16 protein-coding genes are annotated in these 15,557 nt (G+C 69.4%); 8 read left to right on the top strand and 8 right to left on the bottom strand.

Annotation, left to right across the window (positions count from 1 at the left end):
• Window positions 1–10: 10 nt before the first annotated feature.
• The 5 genes from folK to ACFYXH_RS31160 form a co-directional block, all read right to left on the bottom strand.
• Window positions 11–634, bottom strand: coding sequence for a 2-amino-4-hydroxy-6-hydroxymethyldihydropteridine diphosphokinase (gene folK, locus ACFYXH_RS31140; protein WP_389569880.1), 624 nt, complete (start codon window positions 632–634; stop codon window positions 11–13).
• Window positions 631–990 (bottom strand): dihydroneopterin aldolase, encoded by a 360-nt coding sequence (gene folB, locus ACFYXH_RS31145; protein ID WP_327325268.1) that lies wholly within the window; start codon window positions 988–990, stop codon window positions 631–633. Before folB ends, folK begins: the two co-directional genes overlap by 4 nt.
• 189 nt (window positions 991–1,179) lie before the next feature.
• Window positions 1,180–1,626 carry a nuclear transport factor 2 family protein gene (locus ACFYXH_RS31150; protein ID WP_327325269.1) on the bottom strand — a complete coding sequence of 149 codons (447 nt, stop codon included), beginning with the start codon at window positions 1,624–1,626 and terminating at the stop codon, window positions 1,180–1,182.
• The gene (gene folP / locus ACFYXH_RS31155) at window positions 1,623–2,480 is read right to left on the bottom strand and encodes a dihydropteroate synthase (protein ID WP_389569884.1); all 858 of its coding nucleotides are present in this window, start codon (window positions 2,478–2,480) and stop codon (window positions 1,623–1,625) included. The genes ACFYXH_RS31150 and folP overlap by 4 nt, the downstream gene beginning before the upstream one ends.
• Before the next feature lie 122 nt (window positions 2,481–2,602).
• Window positions 2,603–4,432 carry a phosphatidylglycerol lysyltransferase domain-containing protein gene (locus ACFYXH_RS31160; protein WP_389569886.1) on the bottom strand — a complete coding sequence of 610 codons (1,830 nt, stop codon included), beginning with the start codon at window positions 4,430–4,432 and terminating at the stop codon, window positions 2,603–2,605.
• A gap of 145 nt (window positions 4,433–4,577) precedes the next feature.
• On the opposite strand from ACFYXH_RS31160, the gene ACFYXH_RS31165 reads away from it, so the two are divergent.
• Window positions 4,578–5,690, top strand: coding sequence for an alpha/beta hydrolase (locus ACFYXH_RS31165; protein WP_389569889.1), 1,113 nt, complete (start codon window positions 4,578–4,580; stop codon window positions 5,688–5,690).
• Between the two features lie 71 nt (window positions 5,691–5,761).
• Here the strand turns inward: ACFYXH_RS31165 and ACFYXH_RS31170 are convergent, their stop codons facing one another.
• On the bottom strand, window positions 5,762–6,916 hold the full coding sequence (locus ACFYXH_RS31170) for an ABC transporter ATP-binding protein (protein ID WP_389569892.1): 1,155 nt from the start codon (window positions 6,914–6,916) through the stop codon (window positions 5,762–5,764).
• A 126-nt stretch (window positions 6,917–7,042) separates the two neighbouring features.
• On the opposite strand from ACFYXH_RS31170, the gene ACFYXH_RS31175 reads away from it, so the two are divergent.
• From ACFYXH_RS31175 to ACFYXH_RS31190, 4 genes are all read left to right on the top strand, one after another.
• Window positions 7,043–7,795 (top strand): ABC transporter permease, encoded by a 753-nt coding sequence (locus ACFYXH_RS31175; protein WP_389569895.1) that lies wholly within the window; start codon window positions 7,043–7,045, stop codon window positions 7,793–7,795.
• Window positions 7,795–8,481, top strand: coding sequence for an ABC transporter permease (locus tag ACFYXH_RS31180; RefSeq protein WP_389569898.1), 687 nt, complete (start codon window positions 7,795–7,797; stop codon window positions 8,479–8,481). The genes ACFYXH_RS31175 and ACFYXH_RS31180 overlap by 1 nt, the downstream gene beginning before the upstream one ends.
• Window positions 8,482–8,516: 35 nt before the next feature.
• Window positions 8,517–9,488, top strand: a complete 972-nt coding sequence (locus ACFYXH_RS31185; RefSeq protein ID WP_389569901.1) for an ABC transporter substrate-binding protein — start codon at window positions 8,517–8,519, stop codon at window positions 9,486–9,488.
• An 84-nt stretch (window positions 9,489–9,572) separates the two neighbouring features.
• Entirely contained in the window at window positions 9,573–10,583 is a 1,011-nt protein-coding gene (locus tag ACFYXH_RS31190) for a hypothetical protein (RefSeq protein WP_389569903.1), read from the top strand.
• Between the two features lie 98 nt (window positions 10,584–10,681).
• Here the strand turns inward: ACFYXH_RS31190 and ACFYXH_RS31195 are convergent, their stop codons facing one another.
• The gene (locus ACFYXH_RS31195) at window positions 10,682–11,824 is read right to left on the bottom strand and encodes an NADH-quinone oxidoreductase subunit D (RefSeq protein ID WP_389569905.1); all 1,143 of its coding nucleotides are present in this window, start codon (window positions 11,822–11,824) and stop codon (window positions 10,682–10,684) included.
• 80 nt (window positions 11,825–11,904) lie between these two features.
• Window positions 11,905–12,873: an SAM-dependent methyltransferase gene (locus ACFYXH_RS31200; protein ID WP_389570054.1), complete on the bottom strand. Its 969-nt coding sequence runs from the start codon at window positions 12,871–12,873 to the stop codon at window positions 11,905–11,907.
• A 99-nt stretch (window positions 12,874–12,972) separates the two neighbouring features.
• Between ACFYXH_RS31200 and ACFYXH_RS31205 the strand changes: the two genes are divergently transcribed.
• From ACFYXH_RS31205 to ACFYXH_RS31215, 3 genes are read left to right on the top strand one after another with little or no spacing between them, the layout of a single operon-like run.
• Window positions 12,973–14,172, top strand: a complete 1,200-nt coding sequence (locus tag ACFYXH_RS31205) for a sensor histidine kinase (protein ID WP_389569909.1) — start codon at window positions 12,973–12,975, stop codon at window positions 14,170–14,172.
• A 41-nt stretch (window positions 14,173–14,213) separates the two neighbouring features.
• Window positions 14,214–14,897 carry a response regulator transcription factor gene (locus ACFYXH_RS31210; protein ID WP_327325280.1) on the top strand — a complete coding sequence of 228 codons (684 nt, stop codon included), beginning with the start codon at window positions 14,214–14,216 and terminating at the stop codon, window positions 14,895–14,897.
• Between the two features lie 33 nt (window positions 14,898–14,930).
• A complete protein-coding gene (locus ACFYXH_RS31215; RefSeq protein WP_389569913.1) occupies window positions 14,931–15,533 on the top strand; it encodes an AAA family ATPase in 603 nt (200 codons plus the stop codon).
• The last annotated feature ends 24 nt before the right edge of the window (window positions 15,534–15,557 follow it).

The raw sequence follows: 15,557 nt of genomic DNA on the forward strand, positions 1-15,557 counted from the left end.
AGCCTAACGACTACTCGGGCAGACGGAGTTCCAGGTCGGCCCGGGCAAGCACACCGTCCTGGCCGATTCCGGCCAGCAGTTCAACAACCGGGCCGCGGCCCGGCAGCTGGGCCTCCGGCTCGACGTCGCGCCACGGGGCGAGCACAAAGGCGCGCTGATGGGCCCGCGGGTGGGGAAGGGTGAGAATCGGGTCGTCCGAGACGACATCCGCGTACGCCACGATGTCGACGTCGATCGTGCGTGGGCCCCAGCGCTCCTCACGGACCCGCTCGAAGGCCTCTTCGATGGCCTGGCCGCGCTCCAGCAGGGAGGACGGGGGCAGTGTGGTCTTGATCACGACCACCGCGTTGAAGTACGAGGGCTGGCTGCCGGGCGCGACGCCCCACGGCTCCGTCTCGTACACCGGAGAGACCGCCTTGACCCGCAGGCCGGGCGTGTCCTCGAGCGCGTCGATCGCGCCCTGAAGCGTCTCCAGGCGGTTGCCCAGGTTGGATCCGAGAGAGATCACGGCCCGTTTCGGATTGGACAGTGTGACATCGGCCGCGTCGACCTGTTCCACCACGGAGGCGGGCACCGGCTGCACGGTCGGGTCGCTCTGCGTCCAGTCCGAAGGGAACGACGAAGATACGGTCATACTCGGCTCCGGGTGATCGTGATGGTCACGTCGTCGAAGGGCACGGTGATCGGGGCGTCCGGCTTGTGCACGACCACCTCGACCTCCTCCACGCCGTCGTGCTTGAGGCACTGTTGGGCGATCCGCTCGGCCAGCGTCTCGATGAGGTCGACGGGCTCGCCCTCGACGACCGCGACGACCTCCTCCGCGACAATGCCGTAGTGCACCGTCTTCGCCAGGTCGTCGCTGACCGCCGCGGGGCGGGTGTCGAGGCTCAGCACCAGATCCACGATGAAGGTCTGCCCCTCCTCGCGCTCCCGGGGGAAGACGCCATGGTGCCCGCGGGCCTTGAGGCCGCGCAGCGCGACACGATCCACGCGAATCACTCCTGCTGTCGTTGGTCTTGCGGGCACACAGCCACGTGCGGGCGGCTCGGTGTCCAGATTCGAATCTACCTGCGAGCACCGACAGTGCTCGCCCACGGGTTGTGGACGGGCATGCCGCGAGGCTGGTAGCCGCCCTACCCGGGACCCGGATTTCCAACCCCCAAAAGTGCGCCTACCCACTTACGAGGGGGTCTCGTTGTCCTCTTCGTCGTCGCTTTCCGTCAGGACGGGTGAACCGTGGTGTGACCACATCTTCCATCCGTCCGATGTGCGGCGGAACACATTGGTGGCCACGACGAGCTGCCCGACGAGCGGTCCGAGCGCGCCGCTCTCCTCGGCCGGGCCGCCGCTGAGGATGTTCTCGGTACAGGTCACCAGCGCGGTGTCGCCGGCCAGGCTCACCGTCACATCGGTGAGGAAGAACTGGATGTACTCGGTGTTCGCCATGATCAGCGCGTACGAGCGGAGCACCTCGCCGCGGCCCGAGAGCACCGGCCATCCGGGATGGATGCACGAGATGTCGTCCTCGAGCCACAGCCCGGAGAGCTCCTCGAAGTCTCCGCGCTCCATCGTCTCGTAGAACGCGGTGTTGGCCTCTTCGACCAGTTCTACGTCGGTACGGCTCACCGGGCGGCCTCGACGGCCCGCGCGACTCGGACGGCGTCGGCCGTCGCTCGTACTTCATGGACCCGTACCGCCCACGCGCCCTCGTGCGCCGCGATCGCGGAGACCGCGGCCGTGGCGGCGTCGCGCTCCCGGGCCGGCGGCGCTGCGCCCTCCTTCGCCAGTACGTGGCCGAGGAACCGCTTGCGGGAGGCGGCGACCAGCACGGGGCGGCCCAGCGCGCGCAGTTCGGAGAGGTGGGCGACGAGGGCGAGGTCGTGCTCGGCCTGCTTGGCGAAGCCGAGGCCGGGGTCGATGACGAGGCGTTCGGGCGGGATGCCGCCCGCGACGACGGCCTCCATACGCTCGCGCAGCTCGGCGACGACCTCGGCGACGACGTCTCCGTATACGGCACGGCTGTTCATGTCCTGGCTGAAGCCGCGCCAGTGCATGACCACGAAGGGGACGCCGGTCGCGGCGACCGCCGGGACCATACGGGGGTCGGCGAGGCCGCCGCTCACGTCGTTGACGAGCACCGCGCCGGCCGCGACGGCCTGCTCGGCGACGGTGGCGCGCATGGTGTCCACGGAGACGGTGACGCCTTCGGCCGCCAGGCCGCGTACGACGGGCACGACCCGCCGCAGCTCCTCGTCCTCGTCGACCCGGCTGGCGCCGGGCCTGGTGGACTCACCGCCGACGTCGACGAGGTCGGCGCCCTCGGTGACGAGGTCGAGGCCACGCTTGACCGCGGCCGTGGTGTTGAACCAGCGGCCGCCGTCGGAGAAGGAGTCGGGCGTCACATTGACGACTCCCATGACCGCACAGCGATCCCACTCCGGCAGGCCGTCGGCCGTGCCCCGTCCACGCAACGTACTCATACGCCCAGCCTAGGCCCGCCGGGCGGGGCGGAGGTCACGCCGGTGGGCCCGGGAGGGTCAGCCGCACCCGCCCGCCCTCGGCTGTGGGGGTACGGGATACCCCACAGCCAAGGGCTCGGCTGTCACGCCGCGCGGACCTCGTGTTCCGCCTTGACGGTCATGTGTGCGCAGGGGCGCGGCTGGCGGGCCGGGCGGCGGCGCGGGAAGAGGCGGGGGAGCGCGACGTTCACAAAGCCCTCCGCCTGCATCGCGGCGAAGCCGATACGCGGCAGGTCACGCGTGTTGCGGAAGACCACGAAGCGCGGCTCCCAGCGCGGCTGGAACTTTGCGTTGAACTTGTACAGCGACTCGATCTGGAACCAGCGGGACAGGAAGACCAGCAGGCCGCGCCACATCCGGAGCACCGGGCCCGCGCCGATCTTCTCGCCGCGCGCCAGCGCCGAGCGGAACATCGCGAAGTTGAGCGAGACGCGCTCGATCTTCAGCCCCGGCGAGGCCTGCAGCGCCGCGACGATCAGCAGTTCGTTCATGCCCGGGTCGGCCGAGCGGTCGCGGCGCATCAGTTCCAGGGACATCCCGTCCGCACCCCACGGGACGAAGTGGATGATCGCCTTGAGGTCGCCGTACGGAGAATCGGGGTCCTCCTTGTGCGCCGTGGCGATCACGGCGTCGCCGTCGGCCGGGTCGCCTATCCGGCCCAGTGCCATCGAGAAGCCGCGCTCGGTGTCGGTGCCGCGCCAGGCCGCCGCGGCCAGGCGGATCGCCTCCAGCTCCTCGTCGGAGAGGTCACGAGCGCGCCGTACCCGGGTTTCGTAGCCATTGCGCTCGATGCGCTTCACCATCTGGCGTACGTTGCGCATCGCGCGCCCGGTGAGGGAGAAATCCGCGACGTCCACCACCGCCTCGTCACCCAGCTCCAGCGCGTCCAGACCGGTCTCCCGGGTCCAGACCTCGCCGCCGGTCTCCGAGCAGCCCATCACAGCCGGGGTCCAGGAGTGCGCCTTGGCCTCGTCCATGAAGCGCTCGATGGCGCCGGGCCAGGCCTCGACATCGCCGATCGGGTCGCCGCTGGCGAGCATGACGCCGGAGACCACGCGGTAGGTGACCGCGGCCTTGCCGCTCGGCGAGAAGACAACGGCCTTGTCGCGGCGGAGCGCGAAGTGCCCCAGCGAGTCCCGCCTGCCGTGCCGGGTGAGCAGGTCGCGCAGCCGGCGCTCGTCGTCCTCGGTGAGGCGCGCGGCCGGGTGCTCGGGGCGGAAGGCGAGATAGATGGTGGTGACGGCGGTCAGCAGACCGAGCGCACCGAGGGAGTAGCCGACCGTCCAGGACACCCCGTCGGCGTAGTCGACGGGACCCTCGAAGCCGAAGAGCCCGAACAGGACGTGCTCCAGGCGGTCGGTGAGGCTGGGGCTGCCAACCTCGTTGCCGGGGTGCACGCTGACGATGACCAGGCCGAGGCCGAGGGAACCGGCGCCCATGAGGATGAAGTTGGCGAGCGCCTTCCAGCGGCTGCGCGGGTCGGGCAGCGCGGCGAATTCACTCCGGTGGCGCAGCAGCAGCGTCAGCAGCACCAGCGAGACCAGCGCGCCGATCACCGAGTGGCGGTAGACGAACTGCCCCACCGCCCCGACGGGCAGCAGGATCACCGCGGCCCGCCAGGCGCGGCGCTTGTGGCGCTTGAGCCCGTGGGCGAGCAGCAGCAGCAGTACGCCGGCGCAGAGCGAGAGCGCCGCGGCGAAGGGGCCGGTGGATCCCGGCAGCACCTCGGCGATCGAGTGCATCCGACTGTGCCGGAATCGGGGGAAGACCCCGGCGGCAACGTCGATCAGGCCGACGAGCGTGGAGGCCGTGCCGACCAGCGCAGGGACCGCCTCCGGGCGGGGGCCGCGCAATATGCGACGCACCCGATCCGGAACCAATCCTGATTTGTCCCCATCTACCGTTGCAGACATCGCTTCCCGTGATTCCGCGAGAGATCCTGTGTCCCGAGCCTCAGGTGTGTGGCTCCGGACGATTTGCTCTCTCTAGGACGGGACTTCCGGGAGGCGGGTTCACTCATTCACAGGAAATTCTCAAGGAAGAAAGCTCACGCGACTCATGGGTCTGACCAGTAACAAAGTCCTGGCCTTGGCGATCATGGTGGCCGTGCTGCTGTTCGCCGCCACCGTCTGGCTCTGGCCGCGGCTCTCGCGTCGCGGATGGCGTGCCGTGACGGGCAGGATCGGGCTGCTGCTGGCGACTCAGCTCGCGCTCTTCTCCGCCGTTGGCCTCGCGGCCAACAACTCCTTCCTCTTCTACGGCTCCTGGTCGGACCTCTTCGGCCAGGAACAGGACATGGGAGTGGTGGTGGACCACTCGGCCTCCGGCAAGCGCGTCAAGGTCGTCGGCAAGCAGACGCTGGATGTGCCGGGCGGCTCGCGGCCCGCGACGGGCGGTCAGATACAGAAGATCGTCGTGGTGGGCGAGAAGTCGAAGATCGACAGCCCGGCGTATGTCTATCTGCCGCCGGAGTATTTCCAGGCCAAATACGAGAAGAGAACATTTCCGGCATCCATCGTGCTGACCGGATATCCGGGAACCGCGGAGAACCTGCTCAAGGGCCTGAAGTACCCGAGGACGGCCTTCATGCAGGCCAAGGACGGCAAGATGCAGCCGATGATCCTGGTGATGATGCGGCCGACCGTCGCGCCGCCGCGGGACACCGAGTGCGTGGACATACCGGGCGGGCCGCAGACCGAGACCTTCTTCGCCAAGGATCTGCCGAAGGCGATCTCGGAGACGTACCGGGTCGGGACCAAACCGCAGAACTGGGGCTTCATGGGGAATTCCACCGGTGGATACTGCGCCCTGAAGATCGCGATGCACCACCCGGAGCAGTTCGGGGCGAGCGCGGGCCTCTCCGCGTACTACAAGGCCGCCGACGACCCGACGACCGGTGACCTCTTCCACGGCAGCAAGAAGCAGAAGAGCCGGGCCAATCTGCTGTGGAGCCTGGACCACCTGCCGCAGGGGAAGTCGTCCTTCCTGGTTACGACTTCGAAGGCGGGCGAGGCCAACCTCAAGGCGACGCTGGCCTTCATAAAGAAGGTGAAGTCGCCCGCGCGCGTCTCGTCGATCACGCTCGACAGCGGCGGGCACAACTTCAACACCTGGCGGCGCGAGATTCCGCCGGCGCTGACCTGGATCAGCGGCAGGCTCAGCGCTTCGTAGGCCTCGGCGTTTCGCGGGGCCGAGCGACTCGCAGGGCCGACTGCCTCGCGGGGCTCAGACCGTCGTGGGGCTCAGGGCGTCTTCACCGTTTCGATCGTTTCCAGCGCGACTTGGGTACGCGGGATGTCCTGCGCGTCCGCGTCGATGGAGCGGCGCAGCGCCTCGTGCAGCCGGGCCGGCGTGAGGACGCCGAGGAAGCGCCCGGTCTCCTCCTTGTCGATGACCGCGATCCAGCCCGCGTCGTGCTGGAGCATGGTGGAGAACGCCTGCTTGAGCGAGGCGCCGACCGGCAGCCACGCCTCCATCCGGCGGGCGCGTTCGCGTACGGATCCCGACGCGGCGGTCTGCTCGGCCGAGATCCAGCCGTGCAGATTGTCCTCGGCGTCCAGGACGACGGCCCAGCGGGAGCCGAGCTTCCGGGGCAGCGGGTCGTCGAGGTGGACGACCGGCGGCTGCTCCAGATCGCCCTCCTCGATAGGGGTGACCGAGAGGCGCTTGAGGCCGCGGTCGGCGCCGACGAAGTCCGCGACATACGGGTTGGCGGGGGTGCCGAGCACCGCGGCCGGTGCGTCGAACTGCTCGATGCGACCCTGTCCGTAGACGGCGATACGGTCACCGAGGCGGACGGCCTCCTCGATGTCATGGGTGACGAAGAGCACGGTCTTACGGACCTGGGACTGGAGCCTCAGGAACTCGTTCTGCAGATGCTCGCGCACCACCGGGTCCACCGCGCCGAACGGCTCGTCCATCAGCAGTACGGGCGGGTCGGCCGCCAGCGCCCGGGCCACGCCGACGCGCTGGCGCTGACCGCCGGAGAGCTGCTCGGGGTAGCGGTCACCGTAGACGGACGGGTCGAGGCCGACCAGGTCGAGGAGTTCGGCGGCGCGCTCACGGCCCTTGCCGCGCTTCCAGCCGAGGAGATGGGGAACGGTCGCGGTGTTCTCCAGGACCGTTTTGTGCGGGAAAAGACCGACCTGCTGGATCACATAGCCGATACGGCGCCGCAGTTGAACCGGATCGATGGCGGATATGTCGTCCCCGTCCAGGAATATCCGGCCGTTGCTGGGCTCGATAAGGCGATTGACCATCTTCATGGTCGTGGTCTTTCCGCAGCCGGACGGTCCGACGAGCGTGACCAGTTCGCCCTCGGCGACCTCGAACGACAGGTCGTCGACCGCTGTCGTCCCGTCCGGGTACCGCTTGGTGACGTGCTCGAAACGGATCATGGTTCCCCATTGTGACGGGTGTTGTGTGAAGGCCATGTTGCTGCAATGTGGCGGCCCTCGGCGATTGTCAGTGGTCAGGGATATGGTCGCCAGACATACGTTCGGCACTGCTGGGGAGGTGGGGGCATGAGTACGCAGCAGGCTGCGCAGAGCTGTCTGGCGGCCAATGACTGGATCTGCGGGGAGTACCTCCGCACCCGCAGCCAGGAATTGACCGATGCCACGGTTCAGCATGTCTGGATCACCGTGGTGTCGGTTCTGATCGGTCTCGCCGTCGCATTTCCGCTGGCGCTGCTCGCCCGCGCCAAACCGCGGTTCGCGGGCCCGGTCCTCGGACTCACGACGCTGCTCTACACCATCCCGTCGCTGGCGATGTTCTCTCTGCTGCTGCCGGTCTTCGGGCTGTCGGCGGCGCTGGTGGTGACCGGCCTGGTGCTGTACTCGCTCACCATCCTCGTACGGAACATCATGGCCGGACTCGACGCGGTGCCCGACGAGGCGCGGGAGGCCGCGCGCGGCATGGGGTACGGATCGGGCCGGCTGCTCTGGGAGGTCGAACTTCCCCTCGCGCTGCCCGCGTTGATGGCGGGCCTTCGCATCGCGACCGTTTCGACAATCGCGCTGACGACGGTCGGCGCGCTGGTCGGCAAGGGCGGTCTCGGCAATCTCATCGACGACGGCGTGCAGACCACCTTCAAGGCGCAGGTGCTGACCGCATCCGTGCTCTGTGTGCTGCTGGCGGCCGTCGCCGATCTGCTGCTGCTCGGCGCACAGCGGCTGCTGACGCCCTGGACCCGCCTACGCCCGGCGAGGCGAATACGTCCGGCGAGGCGAATACGTCCGGCGAACCGGGTGGGCACGGCGAAGGGGACGGGCTGATGGGGGTAGTGGCCGACGCGTGGACCTGGCTCACCACCGGCTCCAACTGGTCGGGGGAGAGCGGTGCCTGGCACCGCCTGGGCGAGCATGTGTACGTCAGCGGGGTGTCCCTCGCACTGGCCTGCGCGATCGCCCTGCCCGTCGCACTCTGGCTGGGGCACCTCGGCAAGGGAGGCGCACTCGCGGTCAACATCTCCAACGCGGGCCGGGCGATCCCGGTCTTCGCGGTCCTCGCCCTCTTCATGCTCACACCGCTGCGCAGCGCCGGTTATCTGCCGACGATCATCGCCCTGGTGCTGTTCGCCGTGCCCCCGCTGCTGACCAACGCCTACGTCGGTATGCGGGAAGTCGACCGGGCGGTGGTGGAGGCAGCACGCGGGATGGGGATGTCCGGCGGCCAGCTCTTCCTGCGCGTCGAACTTCCCCTCGCCTACCCGCTGCTCATGACCGGCCTGAGGTCGGCCGCAGTCCAGGTGGTGGCCACGGCCACCATCGCTTCGATGGTGGGCCAGGGCGGCCTGGGCCGGATCATCACCGCCGGCTTCAACACCTACAACACCCCGCAGGTCGTCGCGGGCGCGCTCCTCGCGGCGCTGCTCGCGCTGCTGGTGGAAGGGGTTCTGGTGGCGGCCGACCGGCTGCTGAGCCCCCTCCGTAAGACCGTGTCGTCCGTGTCGTCCGTGTGACGACGCCCAACCCTTTGCTGTGGACGGAGAACCTGATGAGCAAGACCTCGCGCATCGCGGGCGCAATTCTCGGTGTGGTGGCCCTGACGGGTTCTCTCGCCGCATGCGGTGGCGACAGCCTGGAGAAGGAGAAGGGCGGCTCCGAATCGGGCGGCGGGGCGGGCAAGAAGGGCGCGCTCGTCATCGGTGCCGCGTCCTTCACCGAGTCCAAGGTGCTCGCCGAGCTGTATGCGCAGATCCTGGCCGACGCCGGCTACAAGACGTCCGTCACCACGGTGAAAAACCGTGAGCTGTACGAACCCTCGCTGGAGAAGGGTGAGATCGACGTCGTACCGGAATACGCCGCGACGGTCGCCGAATTCCTCAACGCGAAGGCGAACGGGCCGAAGGCGCCCGACGAGAAGCCGGTGGCATCCGGCGATGTCACCGCCACCGTGGCGGCGCTCACGAAGCTCGCCGAGCCGCGCGGACTCAAGGTGTTTCCCGCCGGTGCCGCCGTCGACCAGAACGCCTTCGCGGTGAGCAAGGAATTCGCGGAGAAGAACAAGCTCAAGACGCTTTCCGATCTTGGGAAGTCGAAGCTGAAGGTGAAGATCGCGGCAGGCGACGAGTGCGAGGTGCGGCCGTTCTGCGCGCCGGGTCTGAAGAAGACGTACGGCATAGACGTCTCGGGCATCGACCCCAAGGGAGTCGGCACCCCGCAGTCCAAGCAGGCCGTCAAGGACGGTGACGACCAGCTCGTGCTGACCACCACCACGGACGCGGTGCTGGACGGCCTGGTCTTCCTGGAGGACGACAAGAAGCTCCAGAACGCCGACAACGTCCTTCCGGTGGTCAATGCCAAGGACGCGGGCGCCAAGGAGATAGCCGACGCGCTCGACAAGCTCACCAAGGTGCTGACGACCGAGGATCTTGCCGAGTTGAACCGCAAGGTGGACGCCGAGCGCGCGAAGCCTCAGGACGCGGCGAAGGCTTATCTCGAGTCCAAGGGCCTCCTCAAGAAGTAGAGAACGGTCGGCCCGGCGTTCTTCATCCAGAGATTTGCCGGGCCGACACCCCATTCGGCGACTCCGCACGGTAAATTTCAGGCCATGCCACGTGGACGCCACCGCCATTCCCCACCCCTGCACAGGCTGCTGCCGCCTTCGGCGGTAGCCGGAGCGTCGGTTTTGTGTGCCGCCGGCGCGTGGTTTCTGGCGGAGCCAATCGTGCTCCGTTCCCTGGTCGGAGCCGCGGCGGTGGCGGCTGTCACCGGCGCGGTCCTGATGCGCAGTTGGGACCGGAACGCCGGCCGCCGCGTCGCGGAACTCACGCGTGCCCGCGCGAGCGACGAGTGGAAGACCGAGGAACGCCTGGCCGAGCTCGAGACGGATCTCGAGGAATCGCGTGAGCTGCGCGCCAAGCTCGACGCGAAGCTGCGTGCCAAGCGGGTCGAGCTCGCCGCGCTGCGCAACGAACACGCCGCGCTGCTGCGGCGGTACGCGACGGCCGAGACCGAGCGGGCCAGCGCACTCGAGGGCCGCAGGCAGCTCGCGCTCGAAGCGGCGGCGCCGGTCAGGGCGCTGCCCCCGGCCGGTTCCACGCCCACCCCGTCCACGTACCTCCGCGCGTCCAAGGCGCTGGACGACCTGTCGCGCAACGCCGCCGCGCAGGAGGCGAAGCGCACCGTCGAAGAAGCCCGTCTACGCGATCTCGCCGAGCGGGCCAAGGAGGCGGACGAGCCGCAGGGGAAGCACGCGGCGGCCGCCGGGGGAGAGCAGCACACCCGCCCGTCGTCCGCCGTCCCCGCCCCTCGCCCCGTCCCGGCCAGGCGTCCTGTCCCGGCCGCGGCAGCGATCGTTCCGTACGGTCCGCAGCGCCGTCGCGCACGCCCCGAGGGCGGCTTCGACTTCTTCGGCACGGCCGCCGACGCGGGTGCGCAGAAGGCGATCGAGGCCGCGCAGAACGAGGACCTCGCCGATGTGGTGGGCGAGGAGGCCCTGGCCGCACAGGACGCGACGGACGCGACGGACGACCGCGCGGTCGGCAAGGTGATCGATCTGACGGCGCACGACGAGACGGAGCAGCTGGACGTCGCCGAGCTGCGCAGCGCGATTTCCTGACCGCGGACGTCTCGAACGTCGCCTACGTCCCCGATGTCGCGGACGTCGTGAGCGTCGCGGGCACTGCTCGTTGTCGTGTCGTCCTGTCGACTACTTGTCTATTTGTCGATGTCGCCGACGACGAAGAACAGCGAGCCCAGGATCGCCACCATGTCGGCCACCAGCGTCCCCGGCAGCAGCTCTGTCAGCGCCTGGATGTTGTTGTACGACGCCGAGCGCAGCTTCAGCCGGTACGGGGTCTTCTCGCCCTTGGAGACCAGGTAGTAGCCGTTGATGCCGAGCGGGTTCTCGGTCCAGGCGTACGTATGGCCCTCGGGTGCCTTCAGGACCTTCGGCAGCCGCTGGTTGATCGGGCCCGGCGGCAGCTCGGCCATCCTGTCCAGACACGCGTCCGCCAGGTCCAGCGCGTTGTGCGTCTGGTGGAGGAGGACCTCGAAGCGGGCCAGGCAGTCGCCCTCCGTGCGGGTGATGACCTTGAGCGTGTCCTGCAGCTCTCCGTACGCCAGATATGGCTCGTCGCGCCGCAGATCGAAGTCGACACCCGAGGCGCGGGCGATCGGGCCGCTCACTCCGTACGCGTGGACCGTCTCGGCCGAGAGCACACCCACGTCGCGCGTACGACCGCGGAAGATCTCGTTGCCGAGGACCAGCTTGTCGTAGATGTCCATTCGCGAGCGGAGGGCGGCGACGGCCTCGCGGGCGCGGCCGAGCCAGCCCGCCGGGAGGTCCTCCTTGAGCCCGCCGACCCGGTTGAACATGTAGTGCATCCGGCCGCCGGAGACCTCCTCCATCACATGCTGGAGATCCTCGCGCTCGCGGAACGCGTGGAAGATCGGCGTGATGCCGCCCAGTTCGAGCGGGTACGACCCGAGGAACATGAGGTGGTTGAGGACCCGGTTGAGCTCGGCGAGGAGCGTACGGGTCCATACCGCGCGCTCCGGGACCTCCATACCGAGCATCCGCTCGACGGCCATGACGACGCCGAGCTCGTTGGAGAACGCGGAGAGCCAGTCGTGGCGGTTGGCCAGCATCACGATCTGGCGGTAGTCGCGCGCCTCGAAGAGCTTCTCGGCGCCGCGGTGCATATAGCCGATGACCGGCTCGGCGTGCTGGATGCGCTCTCCGTCCAGTACGAGACGGAGGCGGAGCACGCCGTGCGTGGAGGGGTGCTGGGGGCCGATGTTGAGCACCATGTCGGTGCTCTCCGCCGCGCCGCCGATGCCGACCGTCGTCTCCGTCATGGCGACAGTATCCCCTGTGCGTGCAACACCTGGGGCGCCGAGTACGTGGAACACCTGGGGGCCGACCCGGACCCCGGTCCTCAGACGCCGGACGGGCCGGGTTGCCGCTGCAGCAACCAGCCGAAGTCGCCGAGGCCGCCCCGCGCAGTCAGTTCGGCCGCCTCCCCGGCGGAGGCGAGTGCGCGGACGTACGCCGCGGGGTCGGACGTCGCCAGCGACAGCGGGGGGCGTTCGCCCGTGACGCCCAGGTTCCGCAGCGCCTCTCGCTGGGTGAGCAGTTCCGCACCGGGCAGCGCGCACGCGTCCAGGGCCACATGTGCGGTGATGTCGCAGCTGCCGTCCGGGAACGGGCGTACCTCGCGGCCCGCCCGGAAACCCGTCAGCGTGCCGAACGGCGGCCGCGCCTGAAGGGCGTGTGCATAGTCGACGGCGACCGCGAGGCCCGCCTCGAGCGTGCCCACCACCCGTGCCCAAGCCTCGTCCCGCGGGCGGCCGATCTCCGCCCGCATTCCCGGCTCGGGCAGCGGCCACCAGCGCTCCAGCCACTCGGCGTCCGCTCCGGAGACCGGGGAGCCGAGCCGTTCGGTGCCGTCCCCGCGTACGAGGACGTACCGTGCGACGCCGTCCGGGTCGGCCTCCGCGACATCCACCGGGACGTTGTCCAGCCATTCGTTGGCGAAGAGCAGTCCGCTCACACCGGCCGGGGGCTCGGCGGTCCATTCGATGCGGGGGTCCAGGCCGGCGGGACGGGCCGCCCGCTCGACGGCGTACGCCCGTACCGGGAAACCGGACGGCAGCGCCGCCAGCACGCCGGCGAGAAGCTCGCCGCGGCCCGCGCCGACATCGACCAGTGCCACCTCGTCGAGACCGAGCGGCTCCGCCGTGGTGATCAGCAGCCGGGCGATCGCCGAAGCGAACAGCGACGACGCGTGCACCGACGTACGGAAGTGCCCGGCCGGTCCCTCGGGCCGCAGATAGAAGCCGTCGGGCCCGTACAGCGCGGCTTCCGTCGCTTCCCGCCATCCTCGCCACTGACACGACTCATCCATCACGCGCACAAGTCTCCACCTTGCGGAGTACGCTTCCGCCGACCGGATCGCTCCTCCGGTTGACCCTTGCACCTATCTCCTTTCCCTACGCTGGGTTACGTGCAGCGCCTCTACGACTTCCTCCGCAGACACCCGACGGGCGTCGACAGCTTCTGGGCTGTCATCCTCTTCGGGTTCTCCATGCTGTGGGTGATCCAGGTACCGGTCGGTATCGAGCCCCGTATCACCGCGGTTCTGATCGTTCTGCTGCTGAGTCTGGTCGTGGCGCTGCGCCGCCGTATGCCGGAGAAGATGCTGGTACTCGCCGCAGCGCTGGGCGTCGCCCAGCTCGTGCTGGACGTCGAGGTCAACCCGGGCGACTTCGCGATGCTGGTGATCATCTACACCGTCGCCGCGCACGACGGGGCACGCTGGGCCTCCCGGCTGGCGCTGGTCGGCGGGCTGTCCGCGGGCACGCTGGCGCAGCTGCGCTGGCCGGAGGCGAACACCGGCGTCGGCGGCAAGATCTTCTTCACGATCTTCATGAGTGTGCCGTTCGCCCTCGCCTGGGTGCTCGGCGACTCGATACGCACCCGGCGGGCGTACTTCGCTCAGCTCGAGGAGCGAGCCACCCGCCTGGAGAAGGAGCGCGAGGCGCAGGCGAAGGTCGCGGTCGCGGCGGAACGGGCGCGGATCGCCCGCGAGCTGCACGACGTCGTCGCGCACAACGTCTCGGTGATGGTGGTGCAGGCCGACGGCGCCGCGTATGTCCTGGATGCCGCCCCCGACCAGGCCAAGCAGGCGCTGGAGACCATCTCGAGCACCGGCCGCCAGGCACTCGCGGAGATGCGCAGGCTGCTCGGCGTACTGCGTACCGGCGATGCCCCGGAGAGCGGTGAGTACGTCCCGCAGCCCGATGTCGAGCAGATCGAGGACCTGGTCGAGCAGGTGCGCGGCTCGGGCCTGACGGTGGACTTCAAGATCGAAGGAACGCCGCGGCCGCTGCCGAGCGGCGTCGAGCTCACCGCGTACCGCATCGTCCAGGAGGCGCTGACCAACACGCGCAAGCACGGCGGTCCGGAGGCCGGGGCCAGCGTGCGGCTCGTCTACTTCGACGACGGCCTCGGACTGCTGGTGGAGGACGACGGCCGCGGTTCGGCGCACGAGCTGTACGAGGACGGCGGCGCCGACGGCCGGGGCCACGGGCTCATCGGTATGCGCGAGCGCGTCGGTATGGTCGGCGGAACGCTCGACACGGGGCCGCGGCCCGGCGGCGGCTTCCGGATCAGCGCACTGCTTCCCCTCAAGCCCGCCCACTAGGGATCCCACCGGATCCCACGACAGATCGAGGCCTAACTGACATGTCCATCCGCGTGATGCTCGTCGACGATCAGGTGCTGCTCCGCACCGGGTTCCGGATGGTGCTCGCCGCCCAGCCGGACATGGAGGTCGTCGCGGAGGCGGGCGACGGCGCGGAGGCGATCGAGAACCTCCGCTCCACCGCCGTGGACGTGGTGCTGATGGATGTACGCATGCCGAGGCTGGACGGCGTAGAGGCGACGCGGCGGATCTGCGCCGAGCCGGACGCCCCCAAGGTGCTGATCCTGACCACCTTCGACCTGGACGAGTACGCGTTCTCCGGGCTGAAGGCGGGCGCCAGCGGCTTCATGCTCAAGGATGTGCCGCCCGCCGAGCTGCTCGGCGCGATCCGTTCGGTGCACAGCGGCGACGCGGTTGTCGCGCCGTCCACCACGCGCCGGCTGCTGGACCGCTTCTCGCCGATGCTGCCGAGCAGCTCCCACGAGCCGCGGCACAAGGAGCTGGAGCGGCTCACCGAGCGCGAGCGTGAGGTGATGCTGCTGGTCGCACAGGGCCTGTCGAACGGCGAGATCGCCGCGCGTCTTGTTCTCTCCGAGGCCACGGTCAAGACCCATGTCGGCCGCATCCTCACCAAGCTGGGCCTGCGCGACCGGGTGCAGGTCGTGGTGCTCGCGTATGAGTCCGGGCTGGTGCGGGCGGGCGGCGGACAGGCGAGCTCTTCCTGACGACGTGGGGCATGGCGCTCATAAGGTGGCCCCATGCTGCTGTGGATCAACGGTCCCTTCGGGGGCGGCAAGACCCAGACCGCGTACGAGCTGAATCGGCGGCTGCCCGGCAGCGCCGTCTGCGATCCGGAGCATGTCGGCTTCGGGCTGCACCGGATGATGCCGCCCGGACTGCGCGCGGACTTCCAGGATCTGCAGGCCTGGCGGCAGGGAGTGTACGAGGTGCTGGACCTGACGCTGCGGACGTACGAAGGCGTGGTGATCGCCCCGATGACGCTGGTCGAACCGGCGTACTTCGAGGAGACCGTGGGGCGGCTGCGCGAAGCCGGCCACGAGGTGCACCATTTCGCGCTGCTCGCGGAGCGCGAGACGGTGCTGCGCCGGCTGACGGAGCGGGGGCTGGGGCGCGGACTCAAGCGGGAGAGCTTCGCGGTACGGCAGTTGGACCACTGCCTGGAGCGGCTGAACGAGCCGCGGTTCGCGGAGCACATCCGTACGGACCTGGTGGCCGTGCCGCAGGTGGCGGACCGGATCGCGGCGTCGGCGGGGCTGACGCTGGAGCCGAACCGGGACGGGCCGCTGCGGCACCGGCTGCGCAAGGCGTGGACGGGCGTCAAGCACATCCGCTTCGACTGACGCGGGCTCACGGGTCCCACACGG

This window comes from Streptomyces sp. NPDC002730, from assembly GCF_042888805.1.
In the GTDB taxonomy this organism is placed as follows: Bacteria; Actinomycetota; Actinomycetes; order Streptomycetales; family Streptomycetaceae; genus Streptomyces.

What these genes read in the sequence shown, in the direction of transcription:
- ACFYXH_RS31215 (WP_389569913.1), top strand. Translation starts at nt 14,931, where the DNA reads ATGCTGCTGTGGATCAACGGTCCCTTCGGGGGCGGCAAGACCCAGACC.
- ACFYXH_RS31210 (WP_327325280.1), top strand. Translation starts at nt 14,214, where the DNA reads ATGTCCATCCGCGTGATGCTCGTCGACGATCAGGTGCTGCTCCGCACC.
- ACFYXH_RS31180 (WP_389569898.1), top strand. Translation starts at nt 7,795, where the DNA reads ATGGGGGTAGTGGCCGACGCGTGGACCTGGCTCACCACCGGCTCCAAC.
- ACFYXH_RS31185 (WP_389569901.1), top strand. Translation starts at nt 8,517, where the DNA reads ATGAGCAAGACCTCGCGCATCGCGGGCGCAATTCTCGGTGTGGTGGCC.
- ACFYXH_RS31165 (WP_389569889.1), top strand. Translation starts at nt 4,578, where the DNA reads ATGGGTCTGACCAGTAACAAAGTCCTGGCCTTGGCGATCATGGTGGCC.
- folK (WP_389569880.1), bottom strand. Translation starts at nt 634, where the DNA reads ATGACCGTATCTTCGTCGTTCCCTTCGGACTGGACGCAGAGCGACCCG.
- ACFYXH_RS31190 (WP_389569903.1), top strand. Translation starts at nt 9,573, where the DNA reads ATGCCACGTGGACGCCACCGCCATTCCCCACCCCTGCACAGGCTGCTG.
- ACFYXH_RS31170 (WP_389569892.1), bottom strand. Translation starts at nt 6,916, where the DNA reads ATGATCCGTTTCGAGCACGTCACCAAGCGGTACCCGGACGGGACGACA.
- ACFYXH_RS31195 (WP_389569905.1), bottom strand. Translation starts at nt 11,824, where the DNA reads ATGACGGAGACGACGGTCGGCATCGGCGGCGCGGCGGAGAGCACCGAC.
- ACFYXH_RS31175 (WP_389569895.1), top strand. Translation starts at nt 7,043, where the DNA reads ATGAGTACGCAGCAGGCTGCGCAGAGCTGTCTGGCGGCCAATGACTGG.
- folP (WP_389569884.1), bottom strand. Translation starts at nt 2,480, where the DNA reads ATGAGTACGTTGCGTGGACGGGGCACGGCCGACGGCCTGCCGGAGTGG.
- ACFYXH_RS31200 (WP_389570054.1), bottom strand. Translation starts at nt 12,873, where the DNA reads ATGGATGAGTCGTGTCAGTGGCGAGGATGGCGGGAAGCGACGGAAGCC.
- ACFYXH_RS31160 (WP_389569886.1), bottom strand. Translation starts at nt 4,432, where the DNA reads ATGTCTGCAACGGTAGATGGGGACAAATCAGGATTGGTTCCGGATCGG.